Below are 26,402 nucleotides of genomic sequence, written 5' to 3'. Positions count from 1 at the left end.
GTTAAAGTCTCACTACTTGCTGTTCAATAGGGTGGGCTGCTGAAAAGTTCAACATGCTCATGCCCGTGCGTTGTAATCGTTGAAAGCGTTGGTTAAACACTTGCGCAGTTTGCTCGGCAAACTTGTCTCTAAATTGTTTATTCATCAGTGGCAGCGTCCAAGATTGGCCTTCGGCATCGACCTTGATGGCATCTTGGTAGGCAGGCAACTGATGTTCGAACGGATCACTTATCTGACAACCAATTAACTCACAGTGACGCGCTAGACGTTCAAGCTGCTTGAAGTCGGCTTCTTGTAAGTGATTAAAGTCAGAGATGAGATAAATTAAACTGCCCGGTTTGGCTAAGTGCGTTAAGCGTTTTAAGTTATCGGAAAAGCGATTCTCAGTGCTTTGTTCACGGTTAGCAAAGGCTTGTTTGTGAATGTCGACCAATTGATGACTTAACGACAGCACGCCTTTATCGCGCGCTGTGGGTTTTAATTCATGGTGGGCGTACTCACTAAATACAATGCCGCCTAAACGGTCGCCGCGTTGACATGCGGACCAAGCCACAAGCGCACTTAAATGTGCCGCTTGCACAGATTTCAGTAAAAGCTGTGAGCCGAACAACATGCTGTTTGATAAATCGGTGAACACAAACACCGGTCGCTCTTTTTCTTCTTGATAGAGCTTAGTGTGAGTAATGCCTGTACGGGCCGTGACACGCCAGTCGATGGCACGAATGTCGTCACCATATTGATATTGGCGAACTTCAGCAAACTCCATCCCGCGGCCTTTATGTGGCGCAAGGTATTGGCCTGCTTGGCTGCTTTGAATGCGCTTTTTCGGTTTTAACGACAAAAGATGCGCTTTAGATTTGTAGTAAAGCAATTCTTTTAAGTCGAGCTCGGCGCCATTACTGTGACACTGAGTTAACCATTGCGCGGTATCGAATACGGCTTGTTGCATCATTATGGCACTGGGACAAGTTCAAGAATACGGCTGATCACTTGGTCTTTACTGATACCATCAGCTTGCGCTTCGTAACTTAAAATAATGCGGTGACGCAATACATTATGCAGTACTGCTTGAATATCATCTGGCGTCACAAAATCACGTTCATGTAACCATGCGTGCGCGCGAGCACATTTATCAAGGGCGATAGTGGCACGCGGGCTGGCGCCAAACTCAATCCAACGACCCAGTTGCTCATCAAGTTTTGCAGCTTCACGAGTGGCTATGATCAGTTGCACAAGATACTGCTCTAGCGGCTCAGCAAGATGCATCGATAACACTTTCTTACGTGCTTCAAACAAGGTGTTTTGACTAATGGCGGTGAAATCAGCTTGATGCTCTTCTAGGGCTTCGCCTCGAGTTAAACGAAGGATGGCAAGTTCGTTTTCAGCGCCCGGGTAGTCGATGTTTAAATGCAATAAGAAGCGGTCTAATTGTGCTTCCGGCAGTGGATATGTCCCTTCTTGTTCCAGCGGGTTTTGCGTTGCCATAACCATGAACAGATCTGACAGCGGATAAGTGTTCTTACCAACCGTCACTTGTCGTTCAGCCATAGCTTCTAACAGCGCTGATTGTACTTTGGCTGGTGCACGGTTAATTTCGTCGGCTAAGATAAGATTGTGAAATAGCGGGCCGCTTTCAAAAACGAATTCATTGGTTTGCTGACGATAAATGTCAGTACCTGTGACATCCGCTGGTAATAAGTCTGGGGTAAATTGCACACGTTGGAAGGTGCCTTCTATGCCTTTAGCGAGGGCGTTAACAGCACGGGTTTTTGCAAGTCCCGGCGGGCCTTCAACCAATAAGTGGCCGTCTGCAAGCATCGCAATAAGTAGCGCTTGGGTCAGTTCTGGTTGACCAATAATCTGCGTATCTAAATATTTTTTCAGAGCTGAGAATTCATTTACTGCCATGGTTTGTCCTTTGCTGACAAAATTTTTTGCTTAATTTATAAGGATTCTATCGTTACTTCTCAAGTGTTTGCTACGAATTAACACTAAATTTAGAGGAAAGAATACGATACTGTTTAGACTGCGCTACATCAAATAGTTCCCTTGTTTTGTAAAGATATTTTGCGTCTGGTCAAAAAAACATCTAGGGTTGAGTTTGGTGCTCAATTTATAGCCGAATTAAAATTTTTATTGGCATATTTTTGTTGGTTGTTTAGAATCGATGTAAATTCAACAGGTCAGACCTGTCAGCGGGAGAGCAAATTCAATGTCTGAACAAAACATACTAAAAACAAGAAAAGGCGATAGAATCGCTATTGTCAGCGGTCTTCGTACCCCATTTGCCAAGCAGGCAACAGCATTCCACCATGTTCCAGCGCTAGACCTAGGCAAACTTGTCGTTAATGAGATGCTTGAGCGTCTTAACTTTGATAAAAATGAAATTGATCAACTGGTTTTTGGTCAAGTAGTACAAATGCCTGAAGCGCCAAATATCGCACGTGAAATCGTATTAGGCACAGGTATGCCAGTATCGGTAGATGCTTACTCAGTATCTCGCGCATGTGCGACCAGCTTCCAAGCCATTGCCAACGTCGCTGAGTCTATTGTGGCGGGTAACGCCCATGTTGGTATTGCAGGTGGTGCAGATTCTTCTTCTGTATTACCAATTGGTGTAAGTAAAAAGCTAGCTGGCAGCTTAGTTGATTTAAACAAAGCGCGCACTTTAGGCCAACGCCTGAAAATCTTCAGCAAACTTCGTCTTAAAGATTTATTACCAGTACCGCCAGCGGTAGCTGAGTATTCAACTGGTTTATCAATGGGCCAAACGGCTGAGCAGATGGCTAAAACCCATGGTATTAGCCGTGCGGATCAAGACGCATTAGCACACCGTTCACACTCACTAGCGAGTAAAGCTTGGAACGATGGTCTACTTGCTGATGAAGTGATGGCGGCACATGTACCACCTTACAAGTCTTTTATCGAACAAGATAACAACATTCGCCATAACTCAACCATTGAAGGTTATGCAAAGCCTCGTCCTGTGTTTGATAGACAACACGGCTCTGTAACTGCCGCAAACGCAACACCATTAACAGATGGCGCAGCAGCAGTACTGATGATGAGTGAAAGCAAAGCCAAGGCGCTCGGTTATGAGATCCTAGGTTATGTTCGTAGTTTTGGTTTCTCGGCAATCGGCGTACACGAAGATATGCTAATGGGTCCAGCGCACTCAACGCCTATCGCGTTAGACAGAGCGGGGATCACCTTACAAGATTTAGATTTAATTGAAATGCACGAAGCATTTGCTGCGCAAGCACTTGCGAACATGAAGATGTTTGGCAGTGATAAGTTTGCGCAAGAAAAACTGGGTCGCTCGAAAGCGATCGGTGAAATTGATATGGATAAGTTTAACGTTAACGGTGGTTCACTGGCTTATGGTCACCCATTTGCAGCGACTGGCGCACGTCTTATCACACAGAGCTTAAATGAATTAAAACGCCGTGGTGGCGGGTTAGCACTGACAACTGCATGTGCTGCAGGTGGTTTAGGTGCGGCCTTCGTATTGGAGAGTGCATAATGTCAGTATTTAGTTATGAGCTAACGGATAGCAAGGTTGCAGTAGTAACCATTGATGTTGCCGATGAGAAAATGAATACCTTGCGCGCAAGCTTTGCTGATGACCTATCGGCAATCTTAAAGCAAGGCCGTGATGACAACATTACAGGTATGGTGTTCATCAGTGGTAAAAAAGATAACTTTATCGCAGGTGCTGATATCAAGATGCTGGATAGTGCAAAAACGCGTAACGATGCGTTAGAGCTATCTGAAATGTGTCAGCAAGCATTCTTCACTATGGCTAATCAAGCATACCCGACGGTTGCTGCAATCCATGGTGCAGCATTAGGTGGTGGCCTAGAGTTTGCTCTTGCCTGTGATTACCGTGTATGTACAGACAGCGACATCACAAAACTAGGTTTACCTGAAGTACAGCTTGGTTTATTACCAGGTGGCGGCGGCACACAACGTTTACCAAAACTAGTGGGTATTCAAAAGTCGCTAGAGTGGATGCTTACAGGTAAGCAAGTACGCGCTAAGCAAGCTAAAAAAGCAGGCCTTGTGAATGACTGTGTACCACAAAGTATCCTGCTTGATGTGGCAACCAAGTTTGCAACAAAAGGCAAAGCGAAGCCATCTAAGCCAAAACTAGATAAGTTAAGCTGGGCACTTGAGTCAAACCCATTTGGTCGAAACATCATCTTCAAAAAAGCAGAAGAAGGTGTGTTAAAGAAAACCGGCGGACATTACCCTGCACCGATTAACATCATCAAAGCCGTGCGTGCCTCTGTTGAGCTTGACCCAATGAAAGCTTACAAAACAGAAGCGGAAGGGTTTGCAGACCTAGTAATGACCGAGGTGTCTAAGTCACTACGTGGTATTTTCTTCGCGACCACTGAAATGAAAAAAGACTACCAAGACGATGTCGCAAAAGTACAGCGTACAGCGGTACTTGGTGGTGGTTTAATGGGCGCAGGTATTGCCCATGTGAGTGCGGTTAAAGCGAAAGCCCTAGTGCGCGTTAAAGACGTGGCGCAGCAAGGTGTGAGTAATGCACTTAACTACAGCTACAAGATTTTATCTAAGCGTCAGAAGCGTCGCATCATGTCTCATGCCGACGTACAGCAAACTATGAACCGCATTACGGGCACAACCGATTATTCGGGCTTTAAGCACGTTGATATGGTGATTGAAGCGGTGTTTGAAGACTTAAACCTTAAGCAAAGCATGGTGGCAGAAATTGAACAAAACTGTTCATCTGAGACTATTTTTGCTAGTAACACGTCGTCACTGCCGATTGCGCAAATTGCTGAAAAAGCAGAACGCCCAGAGAACATCATTGGCTTACATTACTTCTCACCAGTAGAAAAAATGCCATTGGTTGAGATCATTCCTCATGAAGGCACATCTGAGCAAACCATTGCGCGTACGGTTCAATTTGCTCGTAAGCAAGGCAAAACACCTATCGTGGTAAAAGACAAAGCAGGCTTCTACGTAAACCGTATTTTAGCGCCTTATGTAAATGAAGCAGCGAATCTATTGCTAGCAGGTGAGCCAATCGAGAAGATTGATGCCGCGCTGGTTGAATTTGGTTTCCCTGTTGGTCCACTGGCATTACTTGATGAAGTTGGTATCGACATCGGCTCTAAGATTGCACCAATTCTTGAAAAAGAACTGGGCGATCGCTTCAAAGCACCCGATGCGTTTAACCGTTTAATCGACAGCAAACGTTTAGGTCGTAAGACAGGTCGTGGTTTCTACAAGTACGACAAAAAAGGCAAGAAAGTCGATGAGTCTGTATACGAGTTACTTGGTGTAACACCAAGTCCACGCTTGAATAAGAAAGAAATCGCAGATCGTTGTGTGTCTTTAATGCTAAATGAAGCAGCACGCTGTTTAGATGAAGGCATTATTGCTAACGAGCGCGATGGTGATATTGGCGCAATCTTTGGTATTGGCTTCCCACCATTCTTAGGCGGCCCTTTCACTTACATGAATAAGATGGGGATTGAAAACCTGTGTTCACAGCTAGCAACGTTTGCAAACGACAACCCGGTATTCACGCCTGCTGAGTGCTTAATGCCAGAAGAGACTGCCAAGCCTGAACTTGAAGTGGTTGCTGAAGCAGAAGAAGTTATCGAAACGCCAACTGAAGCAGTTAAGGCTGAAGAAGAAAAAGTTGAAGCTGAGTCAGAGGCTGTAAAAGTTGATGAATCTAGCACAGATGACAACTTGAAGGCATCAGAAAAGCCAGCTTAATAGCAAGATAACTAAGTTATACAAACAGTTATTTCCCTACATTGTTTTGAATCTAAAGGCGTCGTCAGACGCCTTTTTTCGTATCAGCAGAAATGGATGAGGCTTAACCACTTACTTTTACTTTCACGGTAAAAAACCTTACAATGCGGCGCAATTATCGACACCAGCATTTTGGATCTCTAGCCCCTTTGATACACCCAATGACAAACCCAATATCACACCATATTTCGGATCTGACGCAAATCTTTGATGACCTGTTTTCTGAGGCGTATAACACGCGCTTGATAAAAGGTGAGCATGAGCCGATTTATCTACCTGAAAATGCCGACACCTCATACAACCAAGTGGTTTTTGCCCATGGCTTTTATGCCAGTGCGCTGCACGAAATCGCCCATTGGTTAGTGGCAGGAGAGCGTCGCCGTGAGCTTGAAGATTATGGGTATTGGTATTGTCCTGATGGTCGAAGTGCAGAGCAACAATATGAATTTGAAAAAGTTGAAATCAAACCGCAAGCCATTGAATGGGCGTTGAGCGCAGCTGCCGGGTTTGACTTTAATGTGTCGGTCGACAATTTAAATGGTGAGCAAACCTGTCGTTTTAGCTTTCAAAAGCGCGTACAGGCGCAAGTGTTCGAGCTATTAGAAAAGGGCTTTAACATTCGCACCGAACAATTATTAAAAGCACTGAGTGACTTTTATAAAACCCCATGGCCGTTAACTGAAGCGCAGTTTGATTGGCAGTGTCCAGAGGAGTTTTTAGATGCAGTTTAAACTAGGATTGATCATTAACCCAGTTGCCGGATTGGGTGGCAGTGTGGCGCTTAAAGGTAGTGATGGTAGTGATACTGCAGCCAAAGCGATGGCATTAGGCGCTGAGCCAAAAGCCAATGCGCGTACTGCATTGGCCCTGGAACAACTAAAAGAAAACCAAGCAAACATTCATATTTATACCGTTAATGGTGAAATGGGCGAGCGACTGGCTAAAGAAATGGGCTTTGAGACGCATGTGGCTTATCAAAGTGCCACTCCGACAACCCCTGAAGACACTGAAGCCGCTGCAAAAGCGCTGTTAGCCGAAGGTGTTGATATGATCCTATTTGCAGGGGGCGATGGCACTGCACGTAATATTTGTGCTGCCGTTGATGATTCAATTCCTGTTTTAGGTGTACCAGCTGGCTGTAAAATTCACTCTGGGGTATATGCAATCACACCAAAAGCTGCGGGCCGTGTTGTCGATATGCTTGTAAAAGGCGAGCTTGTCACGCTTGGTGAAGCCGACGTGATGGACATTGACGAAGATGCGTTTCGTCAAGGTACGGTAAAAGCAAAACGCTACGGTGAGATGCAAGTACCGAGCGAGTTGCGCTATGTGCAAAGCGTTAAAAATGGCGGTAAAGAAAGCGATGAATTAGTGCTTGCTGATATTGCCGCTTACGTGATCAGCGAGATGGAAGATGACGAGCAATATATTATGGGCTCAGGTTCAACAGTCGCAGCGGTTATGGAAGAGCTCGGCCTTGAGAATACCTTACTAGGTGTTGACCTTATCTGTGATCATGAGTTGATTGGTCAAGACATGATCGCCGCAGATTTATTGGCTGCCGCAGAAAAAATGCCAACCAAATTAGTGATCACCTTAATTGGTGGGCAAGGTCATATATTTGGTCGCGGTAACCAGCAATTAAGCCCAGCGCTTATTCGCAAAATTGGCAAAGAGAATATCATGGTCATTGCTACAAAGACCAAGCTGCAAGCGCTGAATGGCAGACCGCTTATCACCGATACAGGCGATGAAGCATTAGATAAAGAATTAAGTGGTTACATCAAAGTGATCACAGGCTATAACGACCATGTAATGTATGCCGTTGGCCACGAAGAATTAAACTAGGAGATAAGATGTTATTTCAACAATACGTAGAGTCAGCGCAGCAGTTTTTTGATGATTTAGTAGATAGAGCCAGTGATGATGAACTATTCGCTGGTGGTTACCTACGTGGTCATTTTGATTTGGCTGTCGGTTACGCACAGGTTGAGGGTGAAGATTTAACACCTGAAGAGCTAAACGAGCAAATCGAAAAAAGTTTGGTCAAAGCGTATCGCAATGGCGAACTCACAGAAGATGACAAAACCCATGTTGTAAATATCTGGGAGCAGGTAAAAGCCCTAGCTTGATCTGAGTTTTAACTGTCAGATTAAAATAAAAAACTGCGATCATTTCGCGGTTTTTTAGTTTTGCGATAGGGTAGGGTCTGTAATAGAGCCTAGTAGGGGACTAAATGGCAACTAAAATCACTTTGGCGCAGTTTGTAAAACTACGTAATGGCGTACCCTTAGGCCATACTGACTCATTAAAAAACATGTTATCTCGCTCTCTCGGGGCAGGCTCTTTTGCTCAGTTCTGGCAATATTGGAATCCAGTGTGGGGTTACTACTTATCTCAATGTGTTTATCAGCCAATTAAACGTTTCTTTGGAAAGTCAATTGCGGTCGTTGCGACTTTCTTCGTTAGTGGCTTTTTACACGATTTGGCCATTATGCTGGTCAAGCAACAAAGCAGTATTTTGCTGACGGCCTGGTTTACTTTGATGGGGTTAATCGTCGTGCTGAGTGAAGCCGTAAAACTGAGATATGGCGCATTACCTTGGTTTGTCAGAGCACTAATAAATGCAGGCTTTATAGGTGCTAGTTTTTATGTCGCTAAGCAATTATTGAGTTGGGTGCTTTAAAAAGTAAAAAAGGCCATCTACTTGCGAAGATGGCCTTGAATACACTGTAATGAACAATGTTAACTCAAAGGGAAATTGAGACCTTAATCTTGTTGCTTAGCTTTTAGCGCATTTTCATGCCAGTACTGCCAATGCATATGTGCTTTGTCTTCAACTAAATGCTTAGGTTGTAAGTAGTCTTTATACGTATAGCGATAAAACTGACGCGGCTTTTTCGGATCTGTTTTCGCTTCGTCTTTTGTTTGCTCTGTTTTGTGTGCTTGCAACCAAGTTTTGAATTCAGCGCCATATTTTTTACCAGACTCATCTAGCAGTTTTTTATAGCCATCGAAGAAGTCAGTTCGTAAGAAGTGCGCCAGCTTTAAATAATCGTCACGGTGCTTTTCAAACATAAAGCGTACCGCCAAATAGCCCCATTTATACACGCGGTCTTGCCCATCTTTATATTCAGTATCGAATACCTCTTGTAGGCTCGGCCAGTCTTTCTCATCAAGCTCAAATGCTTTTTTAAATGCACGTGGATTATTGTCGCCTTCAGCAATATATTCGGCCAGGCCTTCAGACCACCAAACCATGTTGCTTGGGAAGTGGTTAAACGTGTCGTATTTATTGAAGCGGCCATCTAAATAATGCACAAACTCGTGATTTAGATTCCATACCGCAAACTTAGGGCGCACCCAGAAGTGCTCAAAAGTATAGAAGGTTGCGATGTTATCTGGGTTTTGGGTTGTGCCTTCGATATACATCCCGCCGTTGTCAGTATGAATATCAAAGATAAGTTGACCCCAGCGGTTGTACTCGGCGTGGTTATCAAAAATAACGATACGAAGCTGGTCGTTGAAATCATTCGCGACCGGTTGGCGTTTAGTTGCGAGTTTCTCATGGAAGGTATCAACTTGCTCGTTTAAGCGCTGGCATGAATCATTCAACTCTTTTTTGCTCATCGCTTGCGCTAAGATGTAAGCACTTTTTGAGCACTCATGCTTAATCGGTAATACATCGGCAATTTTAGGTTCAATACAACGTCCTTCTAACGGCGTTTCACCGCACTCTGACTTACCTCTAAACGACGTCACCACATAAGGAATGCTGTAAAGAGTCTGCTTTTCAAGCTCTGTAAGCGCGCTGTCTTTGCCAAGTGCTTGCCATACTTGGTTGTCGAGCTGCTCTAGTTCCGCTTCAACAGGCAAGCTGGTTTTATCGTCGTTTAGGCTCTTTTGGGCTTCTTCGTCTAAGGTGTAGTATTCGTTCCAATATTGCGTGACGTATAAGTTGTAATGCTGTGCCAATGCCCATAGTGCATGTTGCTTAGGCCAGTCATCTCCCTCTCGCACTGCATTTTTGCTGCTAATAAAATTAACTAATGCAGTTTGTAAATGGTTTTGTTGTTGAACGGCTGCTGAAAATGCTTCTTTGTTTTTACGTCTTGCTTCATAAGGCAGTACCGCACCGGCTCTAAGTACTTCCCACATCGCATAATCGACGGCTTTGCTTTGAGATGTATTGCCTTGAGGTAACGCACTTTCACCATAAAGCGCAATCAACTGAGAGAGTGGTTGAATGTGCTCGGCAGTTTTACTTTGTAGCGCCTCATTGAAGTACAAGCGAAATAACGCCGTTGCGTAGTTCTCATGAATGCGAGCAACCGTCTCGTCGATGGTGTAAAAGTCACTATGCTCAGCAATGGCAAGCAAAGCTTGGTTTAATGATTCAGCAGTGCCTGCTTGCCAGTCTTTAGCAGGGCCAAAGCTGCTAAAAATGCGAAGATAATAGGTTAAACGCTCTAACTTTTGGCTCGCTAACCCGTGTTGTTTCACTTCTTCACGAATGGCTTCTGAGACAGCAAGCAACAAACCTGCTTGGTGATGATCAAATTGAGTGGTCCATAAAGTATCAAGCTCGGCGTTAACAATGTTTTGCACCGCAACTTGGGCTTCATCACTTACGGCGACAATAGGCGTTTTTGATTCATCTGATGTGTTTTTAGTATCAAGGGTATTACAGCCAACAAGGCCAAGTGCGACACTGGTCGCTAAAGCAAGTGCTCTTATTTTCATTGTTATCTGCTCAATAATAAATATTGAATACAATATACATATTTTTATGGTAGTAGGAAACCTTGTTGGGATAAAACAACTAAAGTTCTGGTTAAATGAATTTAATATATGGGAAGGAAAAGACTAGAGCTAACTGAATTGTCAGCTCTAAACATTGAAATAATTAGCTTTTAAAACTAACCAAACTTCTCTTGAAAATAATCTTCAACATCTTCTTTGATGTCTTGATAATCATCTTCATCTAGTTGCAGCGCATTTAATACTTTGTCTTTAATAAACGGCCAATCTGGGTCGGCAATAAAGCGCTTTTGCGTATGCACAAGGTTTTCGGCCATCTTTAAAGTTGCCAGCGTCATGTGCTCTTCGTCTGTGTGCTTTTCGGTAAAGTATTCGGCATCATGGTGTCGCAAAATAAGCTGACAAGTGCTTTTGGGTAAGTGCCAACTACTCGCTAAGAAGAAGCCAATGACGGCATGGTTAGTTTTGTATGTTTCTTCTTCGTGTTGTACAAGGTTTTTGTCATAGTCACGATTTGCCGCACCGAGCACTTTGACATAGTTGTTATATTTTACTGCCAGAGCAGGAATGCCAGCATCATGGAATAACCCCAGCATATGCAGGTTTTCGGTAGGCACTTTAGATTTTATTTTCTTGCCAATTAATGTTGCGACATCAGCAATTTCTGTCGCTGTATCCCAAAAGCGTTCAAGTTTGATACAACAACTTTTTTGGTCGAACGCTTGTTTTAGCAAGAAACCCGTCACTAGCGTGGCGATACTGTTTAAACCTAAAAACATCACCGCTTGGCGAATATCAGTGATGGTTCTCGCAAGGCCATAGCTTGGTGAGTTAATGACTTTTAATACCGCTGCTGATGTCGCAACGTCAGTTGAGATTAAATTTGCGATGTCATTCAAATCAGGCTCTGGATCTTTGAGCGTTTGCTGAAGCTGAGTCAGTAGTTCTGGTTTAGGTGGTAGATTAAAACCAGATTTAATGTCTTTAAGCACTGAATCATCAATATCTATCATGGTAAGTCGGATCCCTTTAATGATTTGTGCATATTTTAGTGGAATTTTTATTCTTAATTATTGCGATAACGCAAAAAAATAATTTTATGGTTATTAACTAAGCGGATCGTATGGCCTTTGGGGACGTTATCTTGCTTGAGAGTAGCAATCTAAGTTAAGGTTAAGTAATTTTGTTTTATTGGAAGAAAGCATGACTCAACAAGCGAATACGGCTCAGCCAACCGGTGCTGTGGCCAAGTTTCTTAATGGCATTGAGCGGGTAGGTAATAAACTGCCAGATCCAGCCATTATCTTTTTATCTGCCATGTTACTTATATGGTTACTCTCTTGGTTATTTTCAAGTACGACGTTCGATGCAATCGATCCGCGTACTGGCGAAGCAATCGTTGTACACAACCTGTTAAGTGGTGATGCACTGGCAGGTTTCTTAGCCTCAATGGTTAAAACTTTCACAGGCTTCGCACCATTAGGTGTAGTGCTAGTAGCTATGTTAGGTGTGGGTGTTGCTGAGCACTCAGGCTATATCAATGCTGGCTTAAAAATGATGCTTAAGCGCACGCCGCAGGCATTACTAACACCGTCAATTATTTTAATCGCGATTGTGAGCCACACAGCCACTGATGCAGGTTATGTATTGGTTATTCCAATTGCGGGTGTAATTTACTATGCCATGGGTCGTCACCCTCTTGCGGGTATTGCTGCGGCATTTGCAGGCGTAAGTGGTGGCTTCAGTGCCAACTTCGTACCATCTGGTATTGACCCGTTACTGCAAAGCTTCACACAAAGCTCAGCACAAATCATTGACCCAACGATTGCGGTTAACCCGTTAAATAACTGGTTCTTCACCTCTGCGTCGAGCGTATTTATCATCCTACTAGGTTGGTACATTACTGATAAAATCATTGAGCCACGTTTACAATCAACAAAAGTAGATGGCGACACTGACAACCTTCCTTCTTTTGATGAAGTCACTTCTAAAGAGCGTAAAGCATTCTTGGTTGCGTCTTCGGTGATGATTGCAGGTCTTGCATTATTAGCGTACGCATCAAGTGGTGAAGATTCAGCGCTTCGCAGCCCGAATGGGTCACTGACTGACTTTAGTGCACCATTAATGCAATCAATCGTGCCACTTATCTTCTTACTATTTTGGATCCCTGGTGCCATCTTTGGTTTCATGGTTGGTACTTTCAAGTCGTCTAAAGACATGATTGATGCAATGAGCAAAGCAATGGGTAGCATGGCTTACTACATTGTTATGGCGTTCTTCTGTGCCTTGTTTATCTCTGCGTTCAGCCAGTCAAACCTTGGTGCATTATTGGCAATTGAAGGTGCGGAAGTACTTAAAGCACTTGCTTTACCAAGTTACATTACTGTGATTGGTATCATTTTCTTAACTGCATTTGTTAACTTATTTGTTGGCTCAAGCTCTGCAAAGTGGGCGTTACTTGGTCCAATCTTTGTACCTATGCTAATGCAACTTGGTATTTCACCAGACTTAAGCCAAGCGGCTTACCGTGTTGGTGATTCTAGCTCAAATATCATTACACCGCTGATGCCTTACTTCCCGCTGGTGGTTGTATACTGTCAGAAGTATGTGAAAGACACAGGTATCGGTACATTGATTGCGATGATGCTACCTTACTCTATTGCTTTCTTAATTGGTTGGAGTTTGTTCTTATTGGCTTACTGGGGTCTTGGTATTCCACTAGGTCTGCAATCAAGCTACACCTACCCAGGTTAAAGTTTAAGAGATAAAAAAACGCGCCAATCGGCGCGTTTTTTGTGGCAATAATACTTAGAAAGTTTAAGGGCTATGCTATGGTTAAGCAGAGAATAAAGGAAGGTGTATGTTTTATTGGATTTTAATTGTTATTAGCTGCGCATTGTCTTTTAAGAGCTTTGCAAGTACCCATAAAGTAGATGTAATAGCGATTGATTATCCGCCCTTTATTACGCAGACAGAGACCCGCCATGGTATCACCTATGAGCTTTTAGAAAGAAAATTATCAAACCTAAAACTTATTAAGTTACGTCCTCGATTTCTACCACCTGCAAGAGCGCAAACTGAGCTGACTAAATCGGATTGGTGTCTAAGTTTTTACCCGCCGGCACCGAGCGAATTTATTGAACGCATTCCCCTCAGTGAAGATAAAGTTTTGCTCGGTTTTGTTAGCAAACAACAGCAGGTTGCTTGGCAGGATTTCAAATACTTTAAACACAAACGGTTAGCCATGTTACGAGCAACGATTACCGAAGGTATACAAGGGCAATTGAAACAAGCAGGTGCGGTTATTGTGCCGGTTGAAACCGTTGAACAGGGCATAAACCTGTTGCTAAAGAGACGTGTTGATTTTGCATTTACAGATAATATGAGCTTTTTGGAAAAGCAAAAGACCAATAAAGAATATGCTCAGCTCGCTTTTGCAAAAACGCCCTTGTTAGAAGTACAAGTAGGTGTGTATTTTAATCGCCAATGTAACTATGCGGGGCTGCTTGCCCCACATCTTCGTAAATTAGAAGTCAAAAATTAGAAATGCCAAACCACATGGAGTTGCGGTGAAGACTCAGTGATATCTGTGCCAAGTTTGTTACGCCACCATTGCCACTCAACGCCAAGCATAAGCTGTTTTTCTTTGCCCATTAAAGCATGACCTATATCCCAGCGCACAGCAGGCTGAGCTAAGATCCAACCTTTTACATCATTGCCAAATTCATCTTCACGACTGGCAATGTATTCCACATGACCGGTAAAGTAAAACTTATGTTCAGCGATATTAAATGGCATGCCCCAAGCAACATCGAACATCCAGCTGTTGGTTTGAGTAGGCGCGCCGCCTTTTGCAACGCCTTCACTGTCATCAATATACGCCGTAAAAGTCGTTGAAAGAAAATCAAATCCTGATGCCTTCCAGTTTAACTTTACGCCCGGTAAATACTTAATGACTTTAGCATCGCCAGACACATTAATACCCGCCACAAAGCTGGCACTTTGCATTGCTGAATTCGCATTTGGTTGCCACGCTTTTGGCATTAAGAAGCTTGAATACCACTCGCCATAAAAGTCGTTGTTATTAAAGCCGTCATCTAAATCATCTTTAGTAAAGTCGATAAAAAAGAAGTTATCACCATAGTCATATCCAGATGCATGTTGCACTGAATAAATTTGCGTTTGCACACTTTGCTGACTAAATGGGTTTTTTACATCACCAGAGTTAAAGTGAAATTGCGTGTCGCTCCAATTCGCCGCAGTAGCAGAAAAAGAACCACATAGTGCGATAGAGGCTAATAAGCGGATGTTTTGATTCATAATAAATTATTCGCAGAGGGTAGATAATGTGAATTATATACCCAAATTACTTCAAGTGACGAGGTTCAGCGAGAATTGATTGGCTTTAAGACAAGGAATCTATTTGATGATTTAGTGGTTCTAAATCGAAAATAGATGACGCAGTATGAAAGTCAATCAAACTCGTCCAAAGAAGCGCTTATTCACTTATGTTAAGTATTAAAGAGCATTGAATGTAGAAAGGCATTGCAACTTCTAGAGCTAATAAGAAGCGCTCTGAACATTGTTTTGAGGTATTTTGGGTATACATATAGCCCCAAAGAAATTGGGGCTATAAATCAAGAAAAGTGGTTTTTAATCGTCTTTATGCTTTATTTCTGCGCAAGCAGATAACTGTGATGGCGGTGAATGCCAAAATGAAGCAGTAGAAAGATGATGTTGAGACATCCCACGGGCTGATCTTGAAGGTCGCGCCAAGTAATAGTGCTTGCGCACCATAAGGTAACGAACCTTGCATTACACAAGCAAAAATATCGAGTAAGCTTGCTGAGCGTTTCGCAGAAATTTTACCATCTTCAGCTAGCTTCTTAGCGACCGGGCCTGCAACAATGATACTTACTGTATTGTTAGCAATACATAGGTTAGAGGTCAGTACCAATGCAGCAATGCCTAATTGATCAGCTACTTTACGGTGAAACTTTGCAATAAACGCCGTTAAACCTTGGATTTTATGTGCAAGATAATCAAGACCGCCATTCACACGGATAAATTCAGACAGACCGCCAATGAACATAGATAGCAAGAAGATCTCTTGCATATCGCTAAAGCCTTTGTAAACATCTTTAGCGAAACTGCCAACTTCATAATTGGCTGTGAAGCCCATTGCTGCAGCGAAGATAATGCCACTAAATAGCACCACGAATACATTCAGACCGGCAACCGCAAGCACTAAAATAAACGCATAAGGCAATACTAATAACCAATCAAAGTCTTTGGTTTCTACTGCTTGTGGTTCAGGAGTTAAGAAAGTCAGTAGGGCGATAGTCAAAATAGCTGCGGGGATGGCAATCTTTAAGTTTTCTTTAAACTTATCTTTCATTTCACAGCCCTGCGTGCGCGTTGCAGCAATGGTGGTGTCAGAAATAATCGATAAGTTATCACCAAACATAGCTCCTGAAACTATGGTGCCCGCCATAAGTGCTGGGTCGATACCTGTTTTAAGTGATACGGCATATGCAATCGGACCGATAGCACCTATGGTACCCATTGATGTACCCATGGCAGTTGACACTACGGCAGCAATTAAAAATAGGCCTGGTAGTAACATTGAAGGTGGAATAAGCGATAAACCGGCATTTACAACCGCATCAACACCACCCGTTGCGCCAGCAACAGCAGAAAACGCACCTGCAAGTAGGTAAATTAAACACATGGTGATGATGTTTGAATGACCCGCACCTTTTATAAAGGTTTCAACACTGTCATTGATTGGTTTGCGGTTAACCCAAAATGCGATAACGATGGCAGGTAAAATCGCTACAGGCGCAGGCAACTGGTAGAACGCATAATCTACGCCTTGCGATTGTAGGTATAAGCCTGCACCTAAAAAGAGTGCCACAAAGGTTAGTAAAGGCAGTAGCGACAACTTGGCTGCTACCTTGTTTACAGACGCCTGCATGTAAACCTCATATTAAGAAATAGTTATTTTTATTATGCAACCATTGTTCACACAATTGCGTGCATAATTCAAGCGATAAAAAAGGATGTGTGAATGTATAGATGGCTAGATGTTTTGTCAAACTTAATCCATGAAAAAAGCCGCAGAGTGCGGCTTTTATCTCTTTCTCTCATTAAAATAGAGAAAATTTATGCTTAGAAATTATATTGGTACGTCAGAGCAAAGCTTCTGCCACGGCCTTTATGGTCATATAAGCTCTCAGGGCCATATTTCGGGCTATAGAAGTAAATTGCACGTTTACCCCATTGTGTCGTGTAAGTTTTGCCGAACACGTTGTTAACAGCAAACTGCACTTTACCATTAGCCAATGGGTAGTCGGCGGTTAAATCTAATAAGGTGTAACCATCGATTTGACCGTCAGCATCGTCTTCTAAATCAAGCATGGTTTTGCTTTGTAAACGCACGTTTAAATCGTTACCTTGCCAAGCTAAATAACTAGTAAATTTAGAGCTTGAAGCTTGTGTTACACCAACTTTTTTCCAATCGCCTTCTTTGTCTTGTGCTTCTGAAGAAATTAAGTGCGTTGAAATACCCGCTCGCCAAGCGGCGTTAATATCGTAGTCAAGCTGCGCTTCGATACCTTGAGTACGAGTTTTTGAGTCTGTTACTGAAATAAGTAATGTTTTCTTATCATAAGAAATCTTATGATCTGAGCTGCTGTAGTAAGCTGCAATTTGTGCGCTGAAAGCGCCTTCACTAAAACGCCAGCCTAGTTCCATTGAATCAGTTTTAATACCAGCAAGTGCGGAGTTATTCACATCAACTACCGTACCTTCAACTAAGGTTAGGCTGTTTGCACCACCTTTTTGCTCATAACTTCCTTTTCCATAGAATTTAGCTACATTTGGTAATTCAAAGGCTTCGGCTGAGTTGAACCAAATTTGCTGGCTGTCATTTAAGTCATACACTAAGCCAAGGTTGAACAAGTTAACACTATAATCTGTACTGCCGCCTTTAATGGCCTCAGCAGAAGATACCGCACCTGTTGTTACTTTTATTGCTGCGCTAGTACCGACAAAATCATGTACTGTGTTATCCATATTTTGACGGCGGTAACCGGCCGAAACTGCAAGGTTGTCTAACGCTTGATATTGAAGTTGCGCAAATAAAGCACTGGCATCAACTTCAAAACCTGGATAACGGTCTACAGCATAAATAGACTTCATTACAAGACCACCAGAGTTTTGTGCAATGTCAGTGTCGTAATATGTCTGTAATGCATCAAACTCTTCAGTGTCGTAATCAAAGCCATAAGCGAAGCTTAATTTGTCAGCCTGACCTGATAACACAAATTTAAAACCTGATGCATCGGTGTTTTGTTCTGAGCTTGAGAAATTCGCAATCGTACCTTTACTTAAACGTGGGCGAGGATAAAAATCAAAAATCTCTTCACGAGCAAATGCTTGAATATTCAGCGTCTGTGAGAAAAAGTCGCTGTTAACATAGTTAAGGTTGATTAAAGTACGTTCAGTTTTTGGCGTGTGTGCAGAGTCTAACCCTTTACGGATCTCAACGCCTGTCATATCACCAAGCAACGCATTGGCCTGTGGTCCAAAATACAAGCCATGTTCGCCATCGCTTTCATTATTATATTTTTGCACCATGGCTGATACAGTTTGTGAGTCAGTAAATTTATGGGATATGGATGCCATCAAATCTAAGCTATCAGTGTATTGCAAGCCACTTTGTGTGGTGTCCATAACAATCGCGTCGCCGTCGCCATCGTATAGTGCATTCACTTTAGTATAAGCAAGTGACACACGGGCTTTGGTTTGGGCGTTTGCAAAACCATAGGCGCCTGCAATTGACGTATCGAAATCATCACTGCCAGCAAAGCCAGAGTGAATACCTACTTTTAGAGCATTATCTTCATTACCCTGCTTGGTGATGATGTTGATTACACCACCGGTACTACCGCCACCGTAGATTGCAGTGGTACCAGAAAGTACTTCAATACGAGAGATATTAAATGGGTCAATGGCATCAAGATGACGACTAATACCGCGTGAAGAGTTCAGCGAAACACCGTCGATCATCACGACCATCTTTCTGCCACGCATATTTTGGCCATAGTTGGTTCTTGTCGTACTTGCTAAGTCTAAGCTTGGGATCAATTGCGCCAACGAAGTTTTAAAGTCATGACCTGAATTGATTTGTGATTGAAGTTCTTCAAGATCGACCAGCCATACTGTGCCTGCAATATCAGAGATTTTTTGCTCAGTACGGTTAGCGGTAACTAAGATACGCTCATGATCATGGGTAGCTTGGGCGTCATCCGCAAGTACCGCATTAGAGTTAAGCGCACATAAAAGGCTAGAAGCGATAAGAGTTAAGGTCGTTTTTTTCATATCCATGTTTATTAAACTGCTGTAGTTAAGGTTAAAGGTTGGGTGGATTCGGGCAGTGTCCAATCAATGAAATTCTGCGTTTCACTTAAATCGAACACATTTTTCCCTGCTAAATGGTTAATAATTTTGGCACTTCGCCATGCCATCAGGCTTAGCTGCGGCTCGGCAATACCATGACTGCTTAAACCTGCATTCACGGCATAGATCTGATTGCCAGCTTGGTGTTGCCATTGCACGTTAAAGTGACGGTCAAGTTGCAGACCGCCGTCTTTACTTAAATGTAATAGAGGTTTAAGTGGCTCAAGATATTGCGGCAGCACTGACTCAAATCCTGTGGCTAAGATCACATAATCTGCATCAAGCACTTCTTCGCTTTGGTTTAATGAGTTGTAGCACTGCACCGCATAGCCATCGTTATGTGGCGTCAATTGTTGAGCGGTACGATTCGGTAATAAATGCACCCATTTACGTTCACCATTTACTTCGAAATGCTGATACAAATATTGATAAATCTGTTTTAAACATTCTGTTGTGATGCCATCACTGGCCAGCTTTTGTGCTTTTACTTCGCGCTTTTTACTCAACTCAGGGAGCTCAAAGAAGCACTCAGTATATTGTGGCGTGAAGAATTCGTTGGTGAAGGTCGCTTCATCCAATGGCTGGTAGTTTGGTCTGCGAGAGATCCAATAAAGCGCTTTAGGTTTACCCCAATAATGCTGTAAAGCATTAAGCACAATGTCAGCACCTGTTTGACCACCACCAATCACTGCAACACGCTTGTTGGTTAAATCGAGATCTTTGCCCATGATCTCGCATGCGTGAAACACTTTGGTACCAAGTTGGGCCTTAAACTCTTCAGGCACATGTGGCTTTTTACCAGTACCAAGACAAATGTTCTTAGCTTGATACTCACCTTGCTCTGTGGTGATAACAAAGTGATCTTTGTGGTAATGAATGCTTTGTACACCTTCATTAAAATTCAGATTTTGTAATTTGCTCGCCGCCCACGCCATGTAATCTGAGAACTCGGTGCGGCTGATCATGCTGATGTCAGTAGATAAAAAACGATAAAAGCGTTTTTTATCTACCAAATAGGAGAGAAAGCCAACACGACTAGTCGGTACAACCGCAGTTACTAGGTCTTTGAGGTAACAAGTTTGCATATGTGCTTCCGGTAGTAGTAAACCTGGATGCCAAGCAAATTCAGCTTTGTTATCAAAGAAGCGATACTCTAGTTCATTGGTTTCATTGAGTAGGGCAGCAATACTTAAATTAAATGGACCAATTCCGATCCCAGCAAGATCTAACATTGAAAATTCTCCTTGTAGAATTTAACTTTTTCGATTGAAACAAGCGCAGCGCGCTTATGTGGAAACTCGAATTCATATTCCTTTATGAATCCCAGCTTTGTAATTTGATTAAGTAGTCTTTGATTATCGTGTCTTGGCTCGAGCACAATTTTTTGTGTCTTTGGACAATCTAAAAATATGAAGTGACTGATAGCAGTGCACCAAGCCTTAAAGTAACGGCTACCTCTAAAAGCTTCATTACCGACCAATAAGTGCAAACCTCTGTCGTGGGCTTGCCATGGATAATAAGGTGCAATTCTGTCTTCACCTGCCCAGTACACCTCAAAATAGCCAAAAGCTTGGTCGTCGAAATAGCCGATTAATGGCAAGTTAAAGGGGGTATGAAGTTTGTTAGCCAAATAACTTTGCAGTTTTTCTTTTGACCAGTCTTGCTCCCAAAATTTGCTGACTCTTGGATTGTGCATCCAGGTGTGGAATACATCTAAATCAGTAAGGGGATCGGCTACTTTAAAACTGATGAATTTGCCAATATCGTGATTAAAGCGGCGATACACCTCACCACTTAAATTTACTGGGCGAGTAGGGCAAGCTCTATCTTCAAAGCGCTCTGTAAATAGGGCTCTTGTATGTTCTTTTAATCCATTAATGGGGTTTGCGTAAAACTCAAAACGAGAAACGCTTTCACTGTTGAATGCGTTAATCAACCCTTGCCAAGCTTGTGAAGCATGCCATTGAGACGTTGGCAACTGAATATGTTGAATACTTGGGTGGTGGTAAAACACTCCATCGATTAAAAATAGCAGATGCTCTAAGCTATTAATTCGCTCATCGAATTGCGCCACAAAGCAATGACCAAAGGCAATTTCACCTTGTAAGGCGAGTTTTTGGGCGTGACTTATGACACCCGACTCAGACTTTTGGAGCGGGAAACTATGTTCTAATAACATCTCAATTCACCTATTGCTGAGTCTGGGCTAGTAAATTTGCCATGTCGAAATAAATCACAGCAGGATCTTCTATGGTGTTCTCGTTATCACCAGTGAGATAGCAATAGAAATTACCTTTACACTGGAAAGCAGCTTGCTCGAGAATTTGTTGTAAGCATTGCTTGTCTTTTGCTGTGCTTAAAATGCTCGATAGCGTTGAATGCAACTGTTGGCACCAAGTATGTTCATCTTTAAAGCCTAGCTGGCTCAAAGCGGCAATCACGGCATAGCCACTATTGATAATCACATAGTAAGGAAAATATCGGGTGATCTGTGCTTGGCTCCAGTGGTGCTCGATATCACTGTGAATGTCTTTACACTGGGCGGAGAACTGCTTGATCCCAAGTTCAGAAAAACCAAAGCCTTGGCAATCACGAATGAAGGTTTTACTGGGTAAACCTTGTGCAAATTCAATGACAATATTTTGCTGATGAGCCAGGCAAACAAGGCCTAGATTGGCTTGCAGGTCACATAATGGCAAGATGACTTTTTGACTAAAATCTTTAAACCACAGTTCGGCAGCTTCTTCTAAAGTCACTTGATAATTCTTGCTAACGCGTTTGAGTTGCTCGCGTAATAAGTGACTTTGATCATCAATAGGAAGCTGACCAAGCGTAGCAAGCACTAAGCTCTCGCTATTTTGGTTAAGTTGTTGGTTTTCTCTGAATAAGAAAATGCTTTCTTCTATCACTTCATCATTAAAGCTCAGAGCGCACCAAGCAGGCTCTTGCAATACCACAAATTCAGGGTAGTGTGACTGCCAGTCTTTAAAGGTGTCAGTTTGGCAGGCATCAAAAACGCGTAGACCGCGTTTACACTCTTTGACTGATAGGGTTCTGACAGAATTAGTCAGCTTAATATTTAAAGAGTATTTCAGCTGGTAGTCTACTTCGGGTTGGCAGATAGCACGAACTGATGATGTCGCTGACCAGGCAAGACCATGTTCACCTAATTCACTGATTAACTTATCGCTTAGCAGTGTTTGAATACTGCTTAGACCCCGCAGGTATTGCCATTGCCATGGGTGCATAGGCATGACAGCAAAATCGTTGTTTACCTTTGCAGCTAATTCAGGTGCGCTTTGTGTAACAAGAGTATCTAAATAACTTTCAAGTGCTTGACCTTCAGCATCACCCACTAACACAGCGCGAGAGACCTGCAACCAAACTAATTGAAATTTCGCGCCAAACTCAGGGCTATATTTGGCCCATTCATCATGTGCTAATTGCTGACGACTCTTTGCTGCCGGATGAAAATTATGTCCAGCGAGCAGTCCTTGCTCAGCTTCTATAAAATTCAAAGGGCCAGTTGTTAAGTGCGAGATATTTGGGTGATTTTGTAATGAGGCCTCGATAAACTTTTGGCTTTGCAATACCTGTGCACTGAACTGTTCAATTTGCGGGCGTGAGAAAGCTGCAATTTTATCTGCATGAGGTAGCAGTAAGTGCAGGGCTTTTTCAAATGAGATGGTTTCAATTGAAGCAGAGTGAGCATCTTTTAGTAGGATCTCTCCAGTAAAATGATGAATGCCAACTTCTGAAAAATAATGAATGGGTAGCAAGATGTCATGATGATCATCAAGCGAAATCGTAATAGCAGGATGCTGCTGAAATTGGGTGTGCGCCCAATTGGTATTTTCTCGTAAATAGGCGTTGGCAAAACTCGACCAACTAAAGCTTTTATTTAACACCGTTTCAATCCTTGGGTTATAAAACTGGTTGCGAATGATAACGGTTTGCATTATCGTGTCAACAAAAATTTGACCCTAAGTTAAGAACATAATGAATAAACAGATTTCATGGCTAGTCGTCGGGGGCGGTTTGCTGGGTGTCAGTCAGCAAATTGCGCTGGTGGTTTTACCTTTACTAGCCGACATCATGTCGGTGCCTTACGAAACCTTGGTTAATTGGCAGGCAGCAGGGTCTTTCTTATTTCTATTCTCAAGTGTCTATTGGGCCAAAATCATGGCCAAAAAAGGCGTCTCATATGTGGTAAAGCTGACAACTGCAGGCTTCTTATTGAGTAATCTTATACTGCTGTTTTTATGGCTTGAATATGACTGGCTATCAGTGGAAGTAATGTTAGGGATATTTATTGTCAGTCGTATCGTGCATGGCATTTTTAGTAGTGGAATTGTGCCGCAGTTACAGATCAGTGCCCTGATGTTGTATCCACAAAACACCATTGGTGCACTTGCTAAGGTGAGTCTAGGGGGGACACTGGCAAGATGTTTAACGCCCTTAGCTTGTATCGGACTCCTTATGATTTCACCGACCTGGGTGTTTGCATTGCCTTTAATACTAGGCTTGTACGTGCTTTTAACTACCCCAAGTTTGTCAAAAGGCAAAAGCAAAGAAAAAGTAAGCGACTCACCACACCAGCATTGGGGGTTGCTTGTTGTGGCGTTTATCTGCGCATTTAGTTTGTGCTTTGGTCAGTTTAGCTTGGTTCAAGTGCTCACACGCTTCATTCCAGATAATAGCGCACAAGTCAGTCAATGGGTGGCGATTAACCTAGCTATCACTGCCTGTCTCAGTACCCTTAATCAGGTTTACTTTATTAAAAAACAAAAAGTAGATTCAGAACGTTTACTGGTACTGAGTTTAGCCGTTGCATTTGTCATGGCTGGGGCGAGCAGTATGGCAAGCCATATAGTGGTTATGTGTATCACAGTCTCTTTGATCTTCGTAGCGCTTAATAGTGCAACCTTGGCCTATACCAATGTAATTGTGGCAAAAGCGGGTAAACAATATACCAATTACATTACTACCACACACACTTTAGGTTATGCACTAGGGGCTGTGTTTGTGAACTTTTCTCTTACTCTGCCTTATGTATTAGTTTGTGCAGCCTTGTTTATTGCGTTTAGTTTTATTATTCGTCGATTTATCCGCTATGTATATCCAAAACAAGCTGAAACAACTTAATTGTATGGCATATGAAATTTTTAAAGATGATTTATGGCTACAAAATCTGTATAAACACAGGAAATTTGAATGGGGATGAATATGACTAACATCGCAATTTTTGGCGCTAATGGCCGAATGGGCAAAGTGTTGTGTGAAGCAGCGCTTATTTCAGGTAATACTTCACTCGCGGCGGCTTATGTACGTGACCAACATGATTTAATTGGCACTAAAGTGCAGCATTTTATTAATCAGGGTGAAACGAACGTTGCTTTCTCAACAGAAGCTGTGATTGCCGAAGACGTCGATGTAGCCATTGATTTCACTTTACCTGCGGGTATGAAAAAGCACTTAGCAACAGCGCTAGCGCGTAAAACGCCTTTAGTTATTGGCACAACAGGTTTAACCGCTGAAGATATGGCTGAGCTTGAACAAGCGGCGAAACATATTCCTATCGTGTTCTCTCGTAATTTCTCTGTGGGTATCAACTTATTAGAAAACCTTGTAAAACAAGCTGCAAAAACGCTGAGCGATGATGTAGACATTGAAGTGTTCGAGTTGCACCATAGACATAAAATAGATGCCCCATCGGGTACTGCTTTAATGATTGGTGAAGCGATTGCTGAGGCCAAAGGCTGGGATCATGATGAAGTAGCTGTTTTTGATCGTAGTCAAGATGAGCATGAAAAATCTCAAAAAGAGATTGGCTATTCGGTGATGCGTGGCGGTGACATAGTAGGTGAACATACAGCTTATTTTGCTGCAGAAGGCGAAAGACTTGAATTAACGCACAAAGCAAGTTCTAAAATGACCTTTGCTAAAGGTGCTGTAAGGGCTGCAGCTTGGTTAAAGGACAAGCCTGTTGGACTTTATACTATGCAAGATGTGCTAGGATTCAGATAGAAAAGTTACTTTTTTAACCGTTTCAAGTAAAAAAACAGTTAAAGGGGATATTTTTAATTTTTTAAGGTTTTCTCATAGACCTTTCTCAAGTTTTCATCTAAAATACTTGGAATTTGCCAAATTTTTATAAGTGGCGTGTTACCAAGCGCTTTTTAAACGGGTATTCCGGCTTTGTTGGCTGGGTCCCGTTTTTTACCATTAGGAGGTTAACTTGACTAAATCCGCTCTGTTAGTCCTAGAAGACGGCACAGTGTTCCGCGGTACAGCTATCGGTGCTGACGGTATGTCAGTTGGTGAAGTTGTATTCAACACTTCGATGACTGGTTATCAGGAAATTTTGACTGATCCATCGTACGCAGAACAGATCGTAACTCTGACTTACCCACATATCGGTAATACGGGTACTAATAGCGAAGATGAAGAAGCGAACAAAATCTGGGCGAAAGGCCTAGTAATTCGTGATTTACCTTTGCTTGCTAGTAACTTCCGTAACGAGCAATCACTAGATGATTACTTAAAGCAGCGCAATATTTTAGGTATCGCAGATATCGATACACGTAAGTTAACGCGTATTTTACGTGATAAAGGCGCGCAAAACGGTTGTATCATCGCTGGTGATATTGACGAGCAAAAGGCACTTGAAGCTGCACAAGCTTTCCCGGGCCTAAAAGGTATGGATTTAGCCAAAGTTGTGTGTACAAAAGAGCAGTACACATGGAACGAGACAAGCTGGACGCTTGGCGAGGGCTTTAAAACACTTGCTGATGAAGATGCAAAATTCCACGTTGTTGCTTATGACTTCGGTGTGAAGAAAAACATCCTTCGTATGCTAGTAGACCGTGGTTGTAAACTAACAGTTGTTCCTGCAGAAACCTCCGCTGCAGACGTGTTAGCACTAAACCCAGATGGTATCTTCCTTTCAAATGGCCCTGGTGACCCAGCGCCGTGTACTTACGCAATCGAAGCAATCAAAACTTTCCTTGAAACAGACACGCCAATTTTTGGTATCTGTTTAGGTCACCAGCTTTTAGCACTAGCTTCAGGCGCGCAAACGGTGAAAATGAAGTTTGGTCACCACGGTGGTAACCACCCGGTTAAAGACCTAGACCGTAATGTTGTTATGATCACTGCACAAAACCACGGTTTCGCAGCTGATGAAGCAAGCCTACCAGAAAACTTACGTGCGACGCACGTATCGTTATTCGATGGCACATTACAAGGTATTCACCGTACTGATAAGCCAGCATTTAGCTTCCAAGGTCACCCAGAAGCGAGCCCAGGTCCTCACGACGCTGCGCCACTGTTCGACCATTTCATTGAACTAATGCAAGCACGTAAAGCGTAATTAGAGC

At 42.8% G+C, this 26,402-nt stretch carries 21 protein-coding genes; 11 read left to right on the top strand and 10 right to left on the bottom strand.

Annotated features, from left to right (window positions below):
* Window position 1 precedes the first annotated feature (1 nt).
* Both AAEU28_RS04515 and AAEU28_RS04510 read right to left on the bottom strand, forming a co-directional pair.
* Complete coding sequence (locus AAEU28_RS04515) at window positions 2-949, bottom strand: DUF58 domain-containing protein (RefSeq protein ID WP_421963479.1); 948 nt, start codon at window positions 947-949, stop codon at window positions 2-4.
* A gap of 2 nt (window positions 950-951) precedes the next feature.
* On the bottom strand, window positions 952-1,908 hold the full coding sequence (locus AAEU28_RS04510) for an AAA family ATPase (RefSeq protein WP_130255485.1): 957 nt from the start codon (window positions 1,906-1,908) through the stop codon (window positions 952-954).
* Window positions 1,909-2,212: 304 nt separating this feature from the next.
* Between AAEU28_RS04510 and fadI the strand changes: the two genes are divergently transcribed.
* From fadI to AAEU28_RS04480, 6 genes are all read left to right on the top strand, one after another.
* Window positions 2,213-3,523 carry an acetyl-CoA C-acyltransferase FadI gene (fadI, locus tag AAEU28_RS04505; protein WP_138562208.1) on the top strand — a complete coding sequence of 437 codons (1,311 nt, stop codon included), beginning with the start codon at window positions 2,213-2,215 and terminating at the stop codon, window positions 3,521-3,523.
* Window positions 3,523-5,760: a fatty acid oxidation complex subunit alpha FadJ gene (fadJ, locus tag AAEU28_RS04500; protein WP_421963130.1), complete on the top strand. Its 2,238-nt coding sequence runs from the start codon at window positions 3,523-3,525 to the stop codon at window positions 5,758-5,760. The genes fadI and fadJ overlap by 1 nt, the downstream gene beginning before the upstream one ends.
* A 200-nt stretch (window positions 5,761-5,960) precedes the next feature.
* On the top strand, window positions 5,961-6,530 hold the full coding sequence (locus AAEU28_RS04495) for an elongation factor P hydroxylase (protein WP_421963129.1): 570 nt from the start codon (window positions 5,961-5,963) through the stop codon (window positions 6,528-6,530).
* Window positions 6,520-7,647 (top strand): ATP-NAD kinase family protein, encoded by a 1,128-nt coding sequence (locus AAEU28_RS04490; protein ID WP_421963128.1) that lies wholly within the window; start codon window positions 6,520-6,522, stop codon window positions 7,645-7,647. Before AAEU28_RS04495 ends, AAEU28_RS04490 begins: the two co-directional genes overlap by 11 nt.
* Before the next feature lie 8 nt (window positions 7,648-7,655).
* Complete coding sequence (locus AAEU28_RS04485) at window positions 7,656-7,931, top strand: YfcL family protein (protein WP_058030579.1); 276 nt, start codon at window positions 7,656-7,658, stop codon at window positions 7,929-7,931.
* A 104-nt stretch (window positions 7,932-8,035) separates the two neighbouring features.
* Window positions 8,036-8,485, top strand: a complete 450-nt coding sequence (locus tag AAEU28_RS04480) for an MBOAT family O-acyltransferase (protein ID WP_421963127.1) — start codon at window positions 8,036-8,038, stop codon at window positions 8,483-8,485.
* Between the two features lie 83 nt (window positions 8,486-8,568).
* On the opposite strand, the gene AAEU28_RS04475 is transcribed toward AAEU28_RS04480, so the two are convergent.
* Together AAEU28_RS04475 and AAEU28_RS04470 are read right to left on the bottom strand one after the other, a co-directional pair.
* Window positions 8,569-10,542 carry a collagenase gene (locus tag AAEU28_RS04475; RefSeq protein WP_421963126.1) on the bottom strand — a complete coding sequence of 658 codons (1,974 nt, stop codon included), beginning with the start codon at window positions 10,540-10,542 and terminating at the stop codon, window positions 8,569-8,571.
* 176 nt (window positions 10,543-10,718) lie between these two features.
* Window positions 10,719-11,573, bottom strand: a complete 855-nt coding sequence (locus AAEU28_RS04470) for an HDOD domain-containing protein (RefSeq protein WP_421963125.1) — start codon at window positions 11,571-11,573, stop codon at window positions 10,719-10,721.
* Between the two features lie 190 nt (window positions 11,574-11,763).
* Between AAEU28_RS04470 and AAEU28_RS04465 the strand changes: the two genes are divergently transcribed.
* Both AAEU28_RS04465 and AAEU28_RS04460 read left to right on the top strand, forming a co-directional pair.
* Window positions 11,764-13,314: an AbgT family transporter gene (locus tag AAEU28_RS04465; protein ID WP_421963124.1), complete on the top strand. Its 1,551-nt coding sequence runs from the start codon at window positions 11,764-11,766 to the stop codon at window positions 13,312-13,314.
* Window positions 13,315-13,420: 106 nt separating this feature from the next.
* Window positions 13,421-14,104 carry a hypothetical protein gene (locus AAEU28_RS04460; RefSeq protein ID WP_421963123.1) on the top strand — a complete coding sequence of 228 codons (684 nt, stop codon included), beginning with the start codon at window positions 13,421-13,423 and terminating at the stop codon, window positions 14,102-14,104.
* On the opposite strand, the gene AAEU28_RS04455 is transcribed toward AAEU28_RS04460, so the two are convergent.
* The 6 genes from AAEU28_RS04455 to AAEU28_RS04430 all read right to left on the bottom strand — a co-directional run bounded on the left by AAEU28_RS04455 (window position 14,101) and on the right by AAEU28_RS04430 (window position 22,982).
* Window positions 14,101-14,880, bottom strand: coding sequence for a nucleoside-binding protein (locus AAEU28_RS04455; RefSeq protein ID WP_421963122.1), 780 nt, complete (start codon window positions 14,878-14,880; stop codon window positions 14,101-14,103). The genes AAEU28_RS04460 and AAEU28_RS04455 overlap by 4 nt on opposite strands.
* A 343-nt stretch (window positions 14,881-15,223) precedes the next feature.
* Window positions 15,224-16,537 carry a Na+/H+ antiporter NhaC family protein gene (locus tag AAEU28_RS04450; protein ID WP_138478064.1) on the bottom strand — a complete coding sequence of 438 codons (1,314 nt, stop codon included), beginning with the start codon at window positions 16,535-16,537 and terminating at the stop codon, window positions 15,224-15,226.
* Between the two features lie 194 nt (window positions 16,538-16,731).
* Window positions 16,732-18,951: a TonB-dependent receptor gene (locus tag AAEU28_RS04445; RefSeq protein WP_421963121.1), complete on the bottom strand. Its 2,220-nt coding sequence runs from the start codon at window positions 18,949-18,951 to the stop codon at window positions 16,732-16,734.
* A gap of 5 nt (window positions 18,952-18,956) precedes the next feature.
* Window positions 18,957-20,255, bottom strand: a complete 1,299-nt coding sequence (locus AAEU28_RS04440) for a lysine N(6)-hydroxylase/L-ornithine N(5)-oxygenase family protein (RefSeq protein ID WP_421963120.1) — start codon at window positions 20,253-20,255, stop codon at window positions 18,957-18,959.
* On the bottom strand, window positions 20,249-21,202 hold the full coding sequence (locus tag AAEU28_RS04435; protein WP_421963119.1) for a GNAT family N-acetyltransferase: 954 nt from the start codon (window positions 21,200-21,202) through the stop codon (window positions 20,249-20,251). Before AAEU28_RS04435 ends, AAEU28_RS04440 begins: the two co-directional genes overlap by 7 nt.
* Before the next feature lie 10 nt (window positions 21,203-21,212).
* A complete protein-coding gene (locus AAEU28_RS04430; RefSeq protein ID WP_421963118.1) occupies window positions 21,213-22,982 on the bottom strand; it encodes an IucA/IucC family protein in 1,770 nt (589 codons plus the stop codon).
* Window positions 22,983-23,022: 40 nt separating this feature from the next.
* On the opposite strand from AAEU28_RS04430, the gene AAEU28_RS04425 reads away from it, so the two are divergent.
* From AAEU28_RS04425 to carA, 3 genes are all read left to right on the top strand, one after another.
* Complete coding sequence (locus tag AAEU28_RS04425) at window positions 23,023-24,168, top strand: hypothetical protein (protein ID WP_421963117.1); 1,146 nt, start codon at window positions 23,023-23,025, stop codon at window positions 24,166-24,168.
* A gap of 75 nt (window positions 24,169-24,243) precedes the next feature.
* On the top strand, window positions 24,244-25,050 hold the full coding sequence (dapB, locus tag AAEU28_RS04420) for a 4-hydroxy-tetrahydrodipicolinate reductase (RefSeq protein WP_421963478.1): 807 nt from the start codon (window positions 24,244-24,246) through the stop codon (window positions 25,048-25,050).
* Between the two features lie 211 nt (window positions 25,051-25,261).
* Window positions 25,262-26,395: a glutamine-hydrolyzing carbamoyl-phosphate synthase small subunit gene (gene carA / locus AAEU28_RS04415; RefSeq protein ID WP_138568079.1), complete on the top strand. Its 1,134-nt coding sequence runs from the start codon at window positions 25,262-25,264 to the stop codon at window positions 26,393-26,395.
* Window positions 26,396-26,402: the final 7 nt, after the last annotated feature.

It is taken from the genome of Pseudoalteromonas sp. SS15, assembly GCF_049257195.1.
GTDB lineage: Bacteria > Pseudomonadota > Gammaproteobacteria > Enterobacterales > Alteromonadaceae > Pseudoalteromonas.
The sequence above is the reverse complement of the archived record's forward strand: the minus strand, read 5'-3'. Positions and strand labels throughout refer to the sequence as shown.

What these genes read in the sequence shown, in the direction of transcription:
- dapB (WP_421963478.1), top strand. Translation starts at nt 24,244, where the DNA reads ATGAATATGACTAACATCGCAATTTTTGGCGCTAATGGCCGAATGGGC.
- AAEU28_RS04435 (WP_421963119.1), bottom strand. Translation starts at nt 21,202, where the DNA reads ATGTTATTAGAACATAGTTTCCCGCTCCAAAAGTCTGAGTCGGGTGTC.
- AAEU28_RS04475 (WP_421963126.1), bottom strand. Translation starts at nt 10,542, where the DNA reads ATGAAAATAAGAGCACTTGCTTTAGCGACCAGTGTCGCACTTGGCCTT.
- AAEU28_RS04425 (WP_421963117.1), top strand. Translation starts at nt 23,023, where the DNA reads ATGAATAAACAGATTTCATGGCTAGTCGTCGGGGGCGGTTTGCTGGGT.
- AAEU28_RS04485 (WP_058030579.1), top strand. Translation starts at nt 7,656, where the DNA reads ATGTTATTTCAACAATACGTAGAGTCAGCGCAGCAGTTTTTTGATGAT.
- AAEU28_RS04440 (WP_421963120.1), bottom strand. Translation starts at nt 20,255, where the DNA reads ATGTTAGATCTTGCTGGGATCGGAATTGGTCCATTTAATTTAAGTATT.
- AAEU28_RS04455 (WP_421963122.1), bottom strand. Translation starts at nt 14,880, where the DNA reads ATGAATCAAAACATCCGCTTATTAGCCTCTATCGCACTATGTGGTTCT.
- AAEU28_RS04445 (WP_421963121.1), bottom strand. Translation starts at nt 18,951, where the DNA reads ATGGATATGAAAAAAACGACCTTAACTCTTATCGCTTCTAGCCTTTTA.
- AAEU28_RS04460 (WP_421963123.1), top strand. Translation starts at nt 13,421, where the DNA reads ATGTTTTATTGGATTTTAATTGTTATTAGCTGCGCATTGTCTTTTAAG.
- AAEU28_RS04480 (WP_421963127.1), top strand. Translation starts at nt 8,036, where the DNA reads ATGGCAACTAAAATCACTTTGGCGCAGTTTGTAAAACTACGTAATGGC.
- AAEU28_RS04490 (WP_421963128.1), top strand. Translation starts at nt 6,520, where the DNA reads ATGCAGTTTAAACTAGGATTGATCATTAACCCAGTTGCCGGATTGGGT.
- AAEU28_RS04465 (WP_421963124.1), top strand. Translation starts at nt 11,764, where the DNA reads ATGACTCAACAAGCGAATACGGCTCAGCCAACCGGTGCTGTGGCCAAG.
- AAEU28_RS04510 (WP_130255485.1), bottom strand. Translation starts at nt 1,908, where the DNA reads ATGGCAGTAAATGAATTCTCAGCTCTGAAAAAATATTTAGATACGCAG.
- fadI (WP_138562208.1), top strand. Translation starts at nt 2,213, where the DNA reads ATGTCTGAACAAAACATACTAAAAACAAGAAAAGGCGATAGAATCGCT.
- AAEU28_RS04515 (WP_421963479.1), bottom strand. Translation starts at nt 949, where the DNA reads ATGCAACAAGCCGTATTCGATACCGCGCAATGGTTAACTCAGTGTCAC.
- fadJ (WP_421963130.1), top strand. Translation starts at nt 3,523, where the DNA reads ATGTCAGTATTTAGTTATGAGCTAACGGATAGCAAGGTTGCAGTAGTA.
- AAEU28_RS04430 (WP_421963118.1), bottom strand. Translation starts at nt 22,982, where the DNA reads ATGCAAACCGTTATCATTCGCAACCAGTTTTATAACCCAAGGATTGAA.
- AAEU28_RS04495 (WP_421963129.1), top strand. Translation starts at nt 5,961, where the DNA reads ATGACAAACCCAATATCACACCATATTTCGGATCTGACGCAAATCTTT.
- AAEU28_RS04450 (WP_138478064.1), bottom strand. Translation starts at nt 16,537, where the DNA reads ATGCAGGCGTCTGTAAACAAGGTAGCAGCCAAGTTGTCGCTACTGCCT.
- AAEU28_RS04470 (WP_421963125.1), bottom strand. Translation starts at nt 11,573, where the DNA reads ATGATAGATATTGATGATTCAGTGCTTAAAGACATTAAATCTGGTTTT.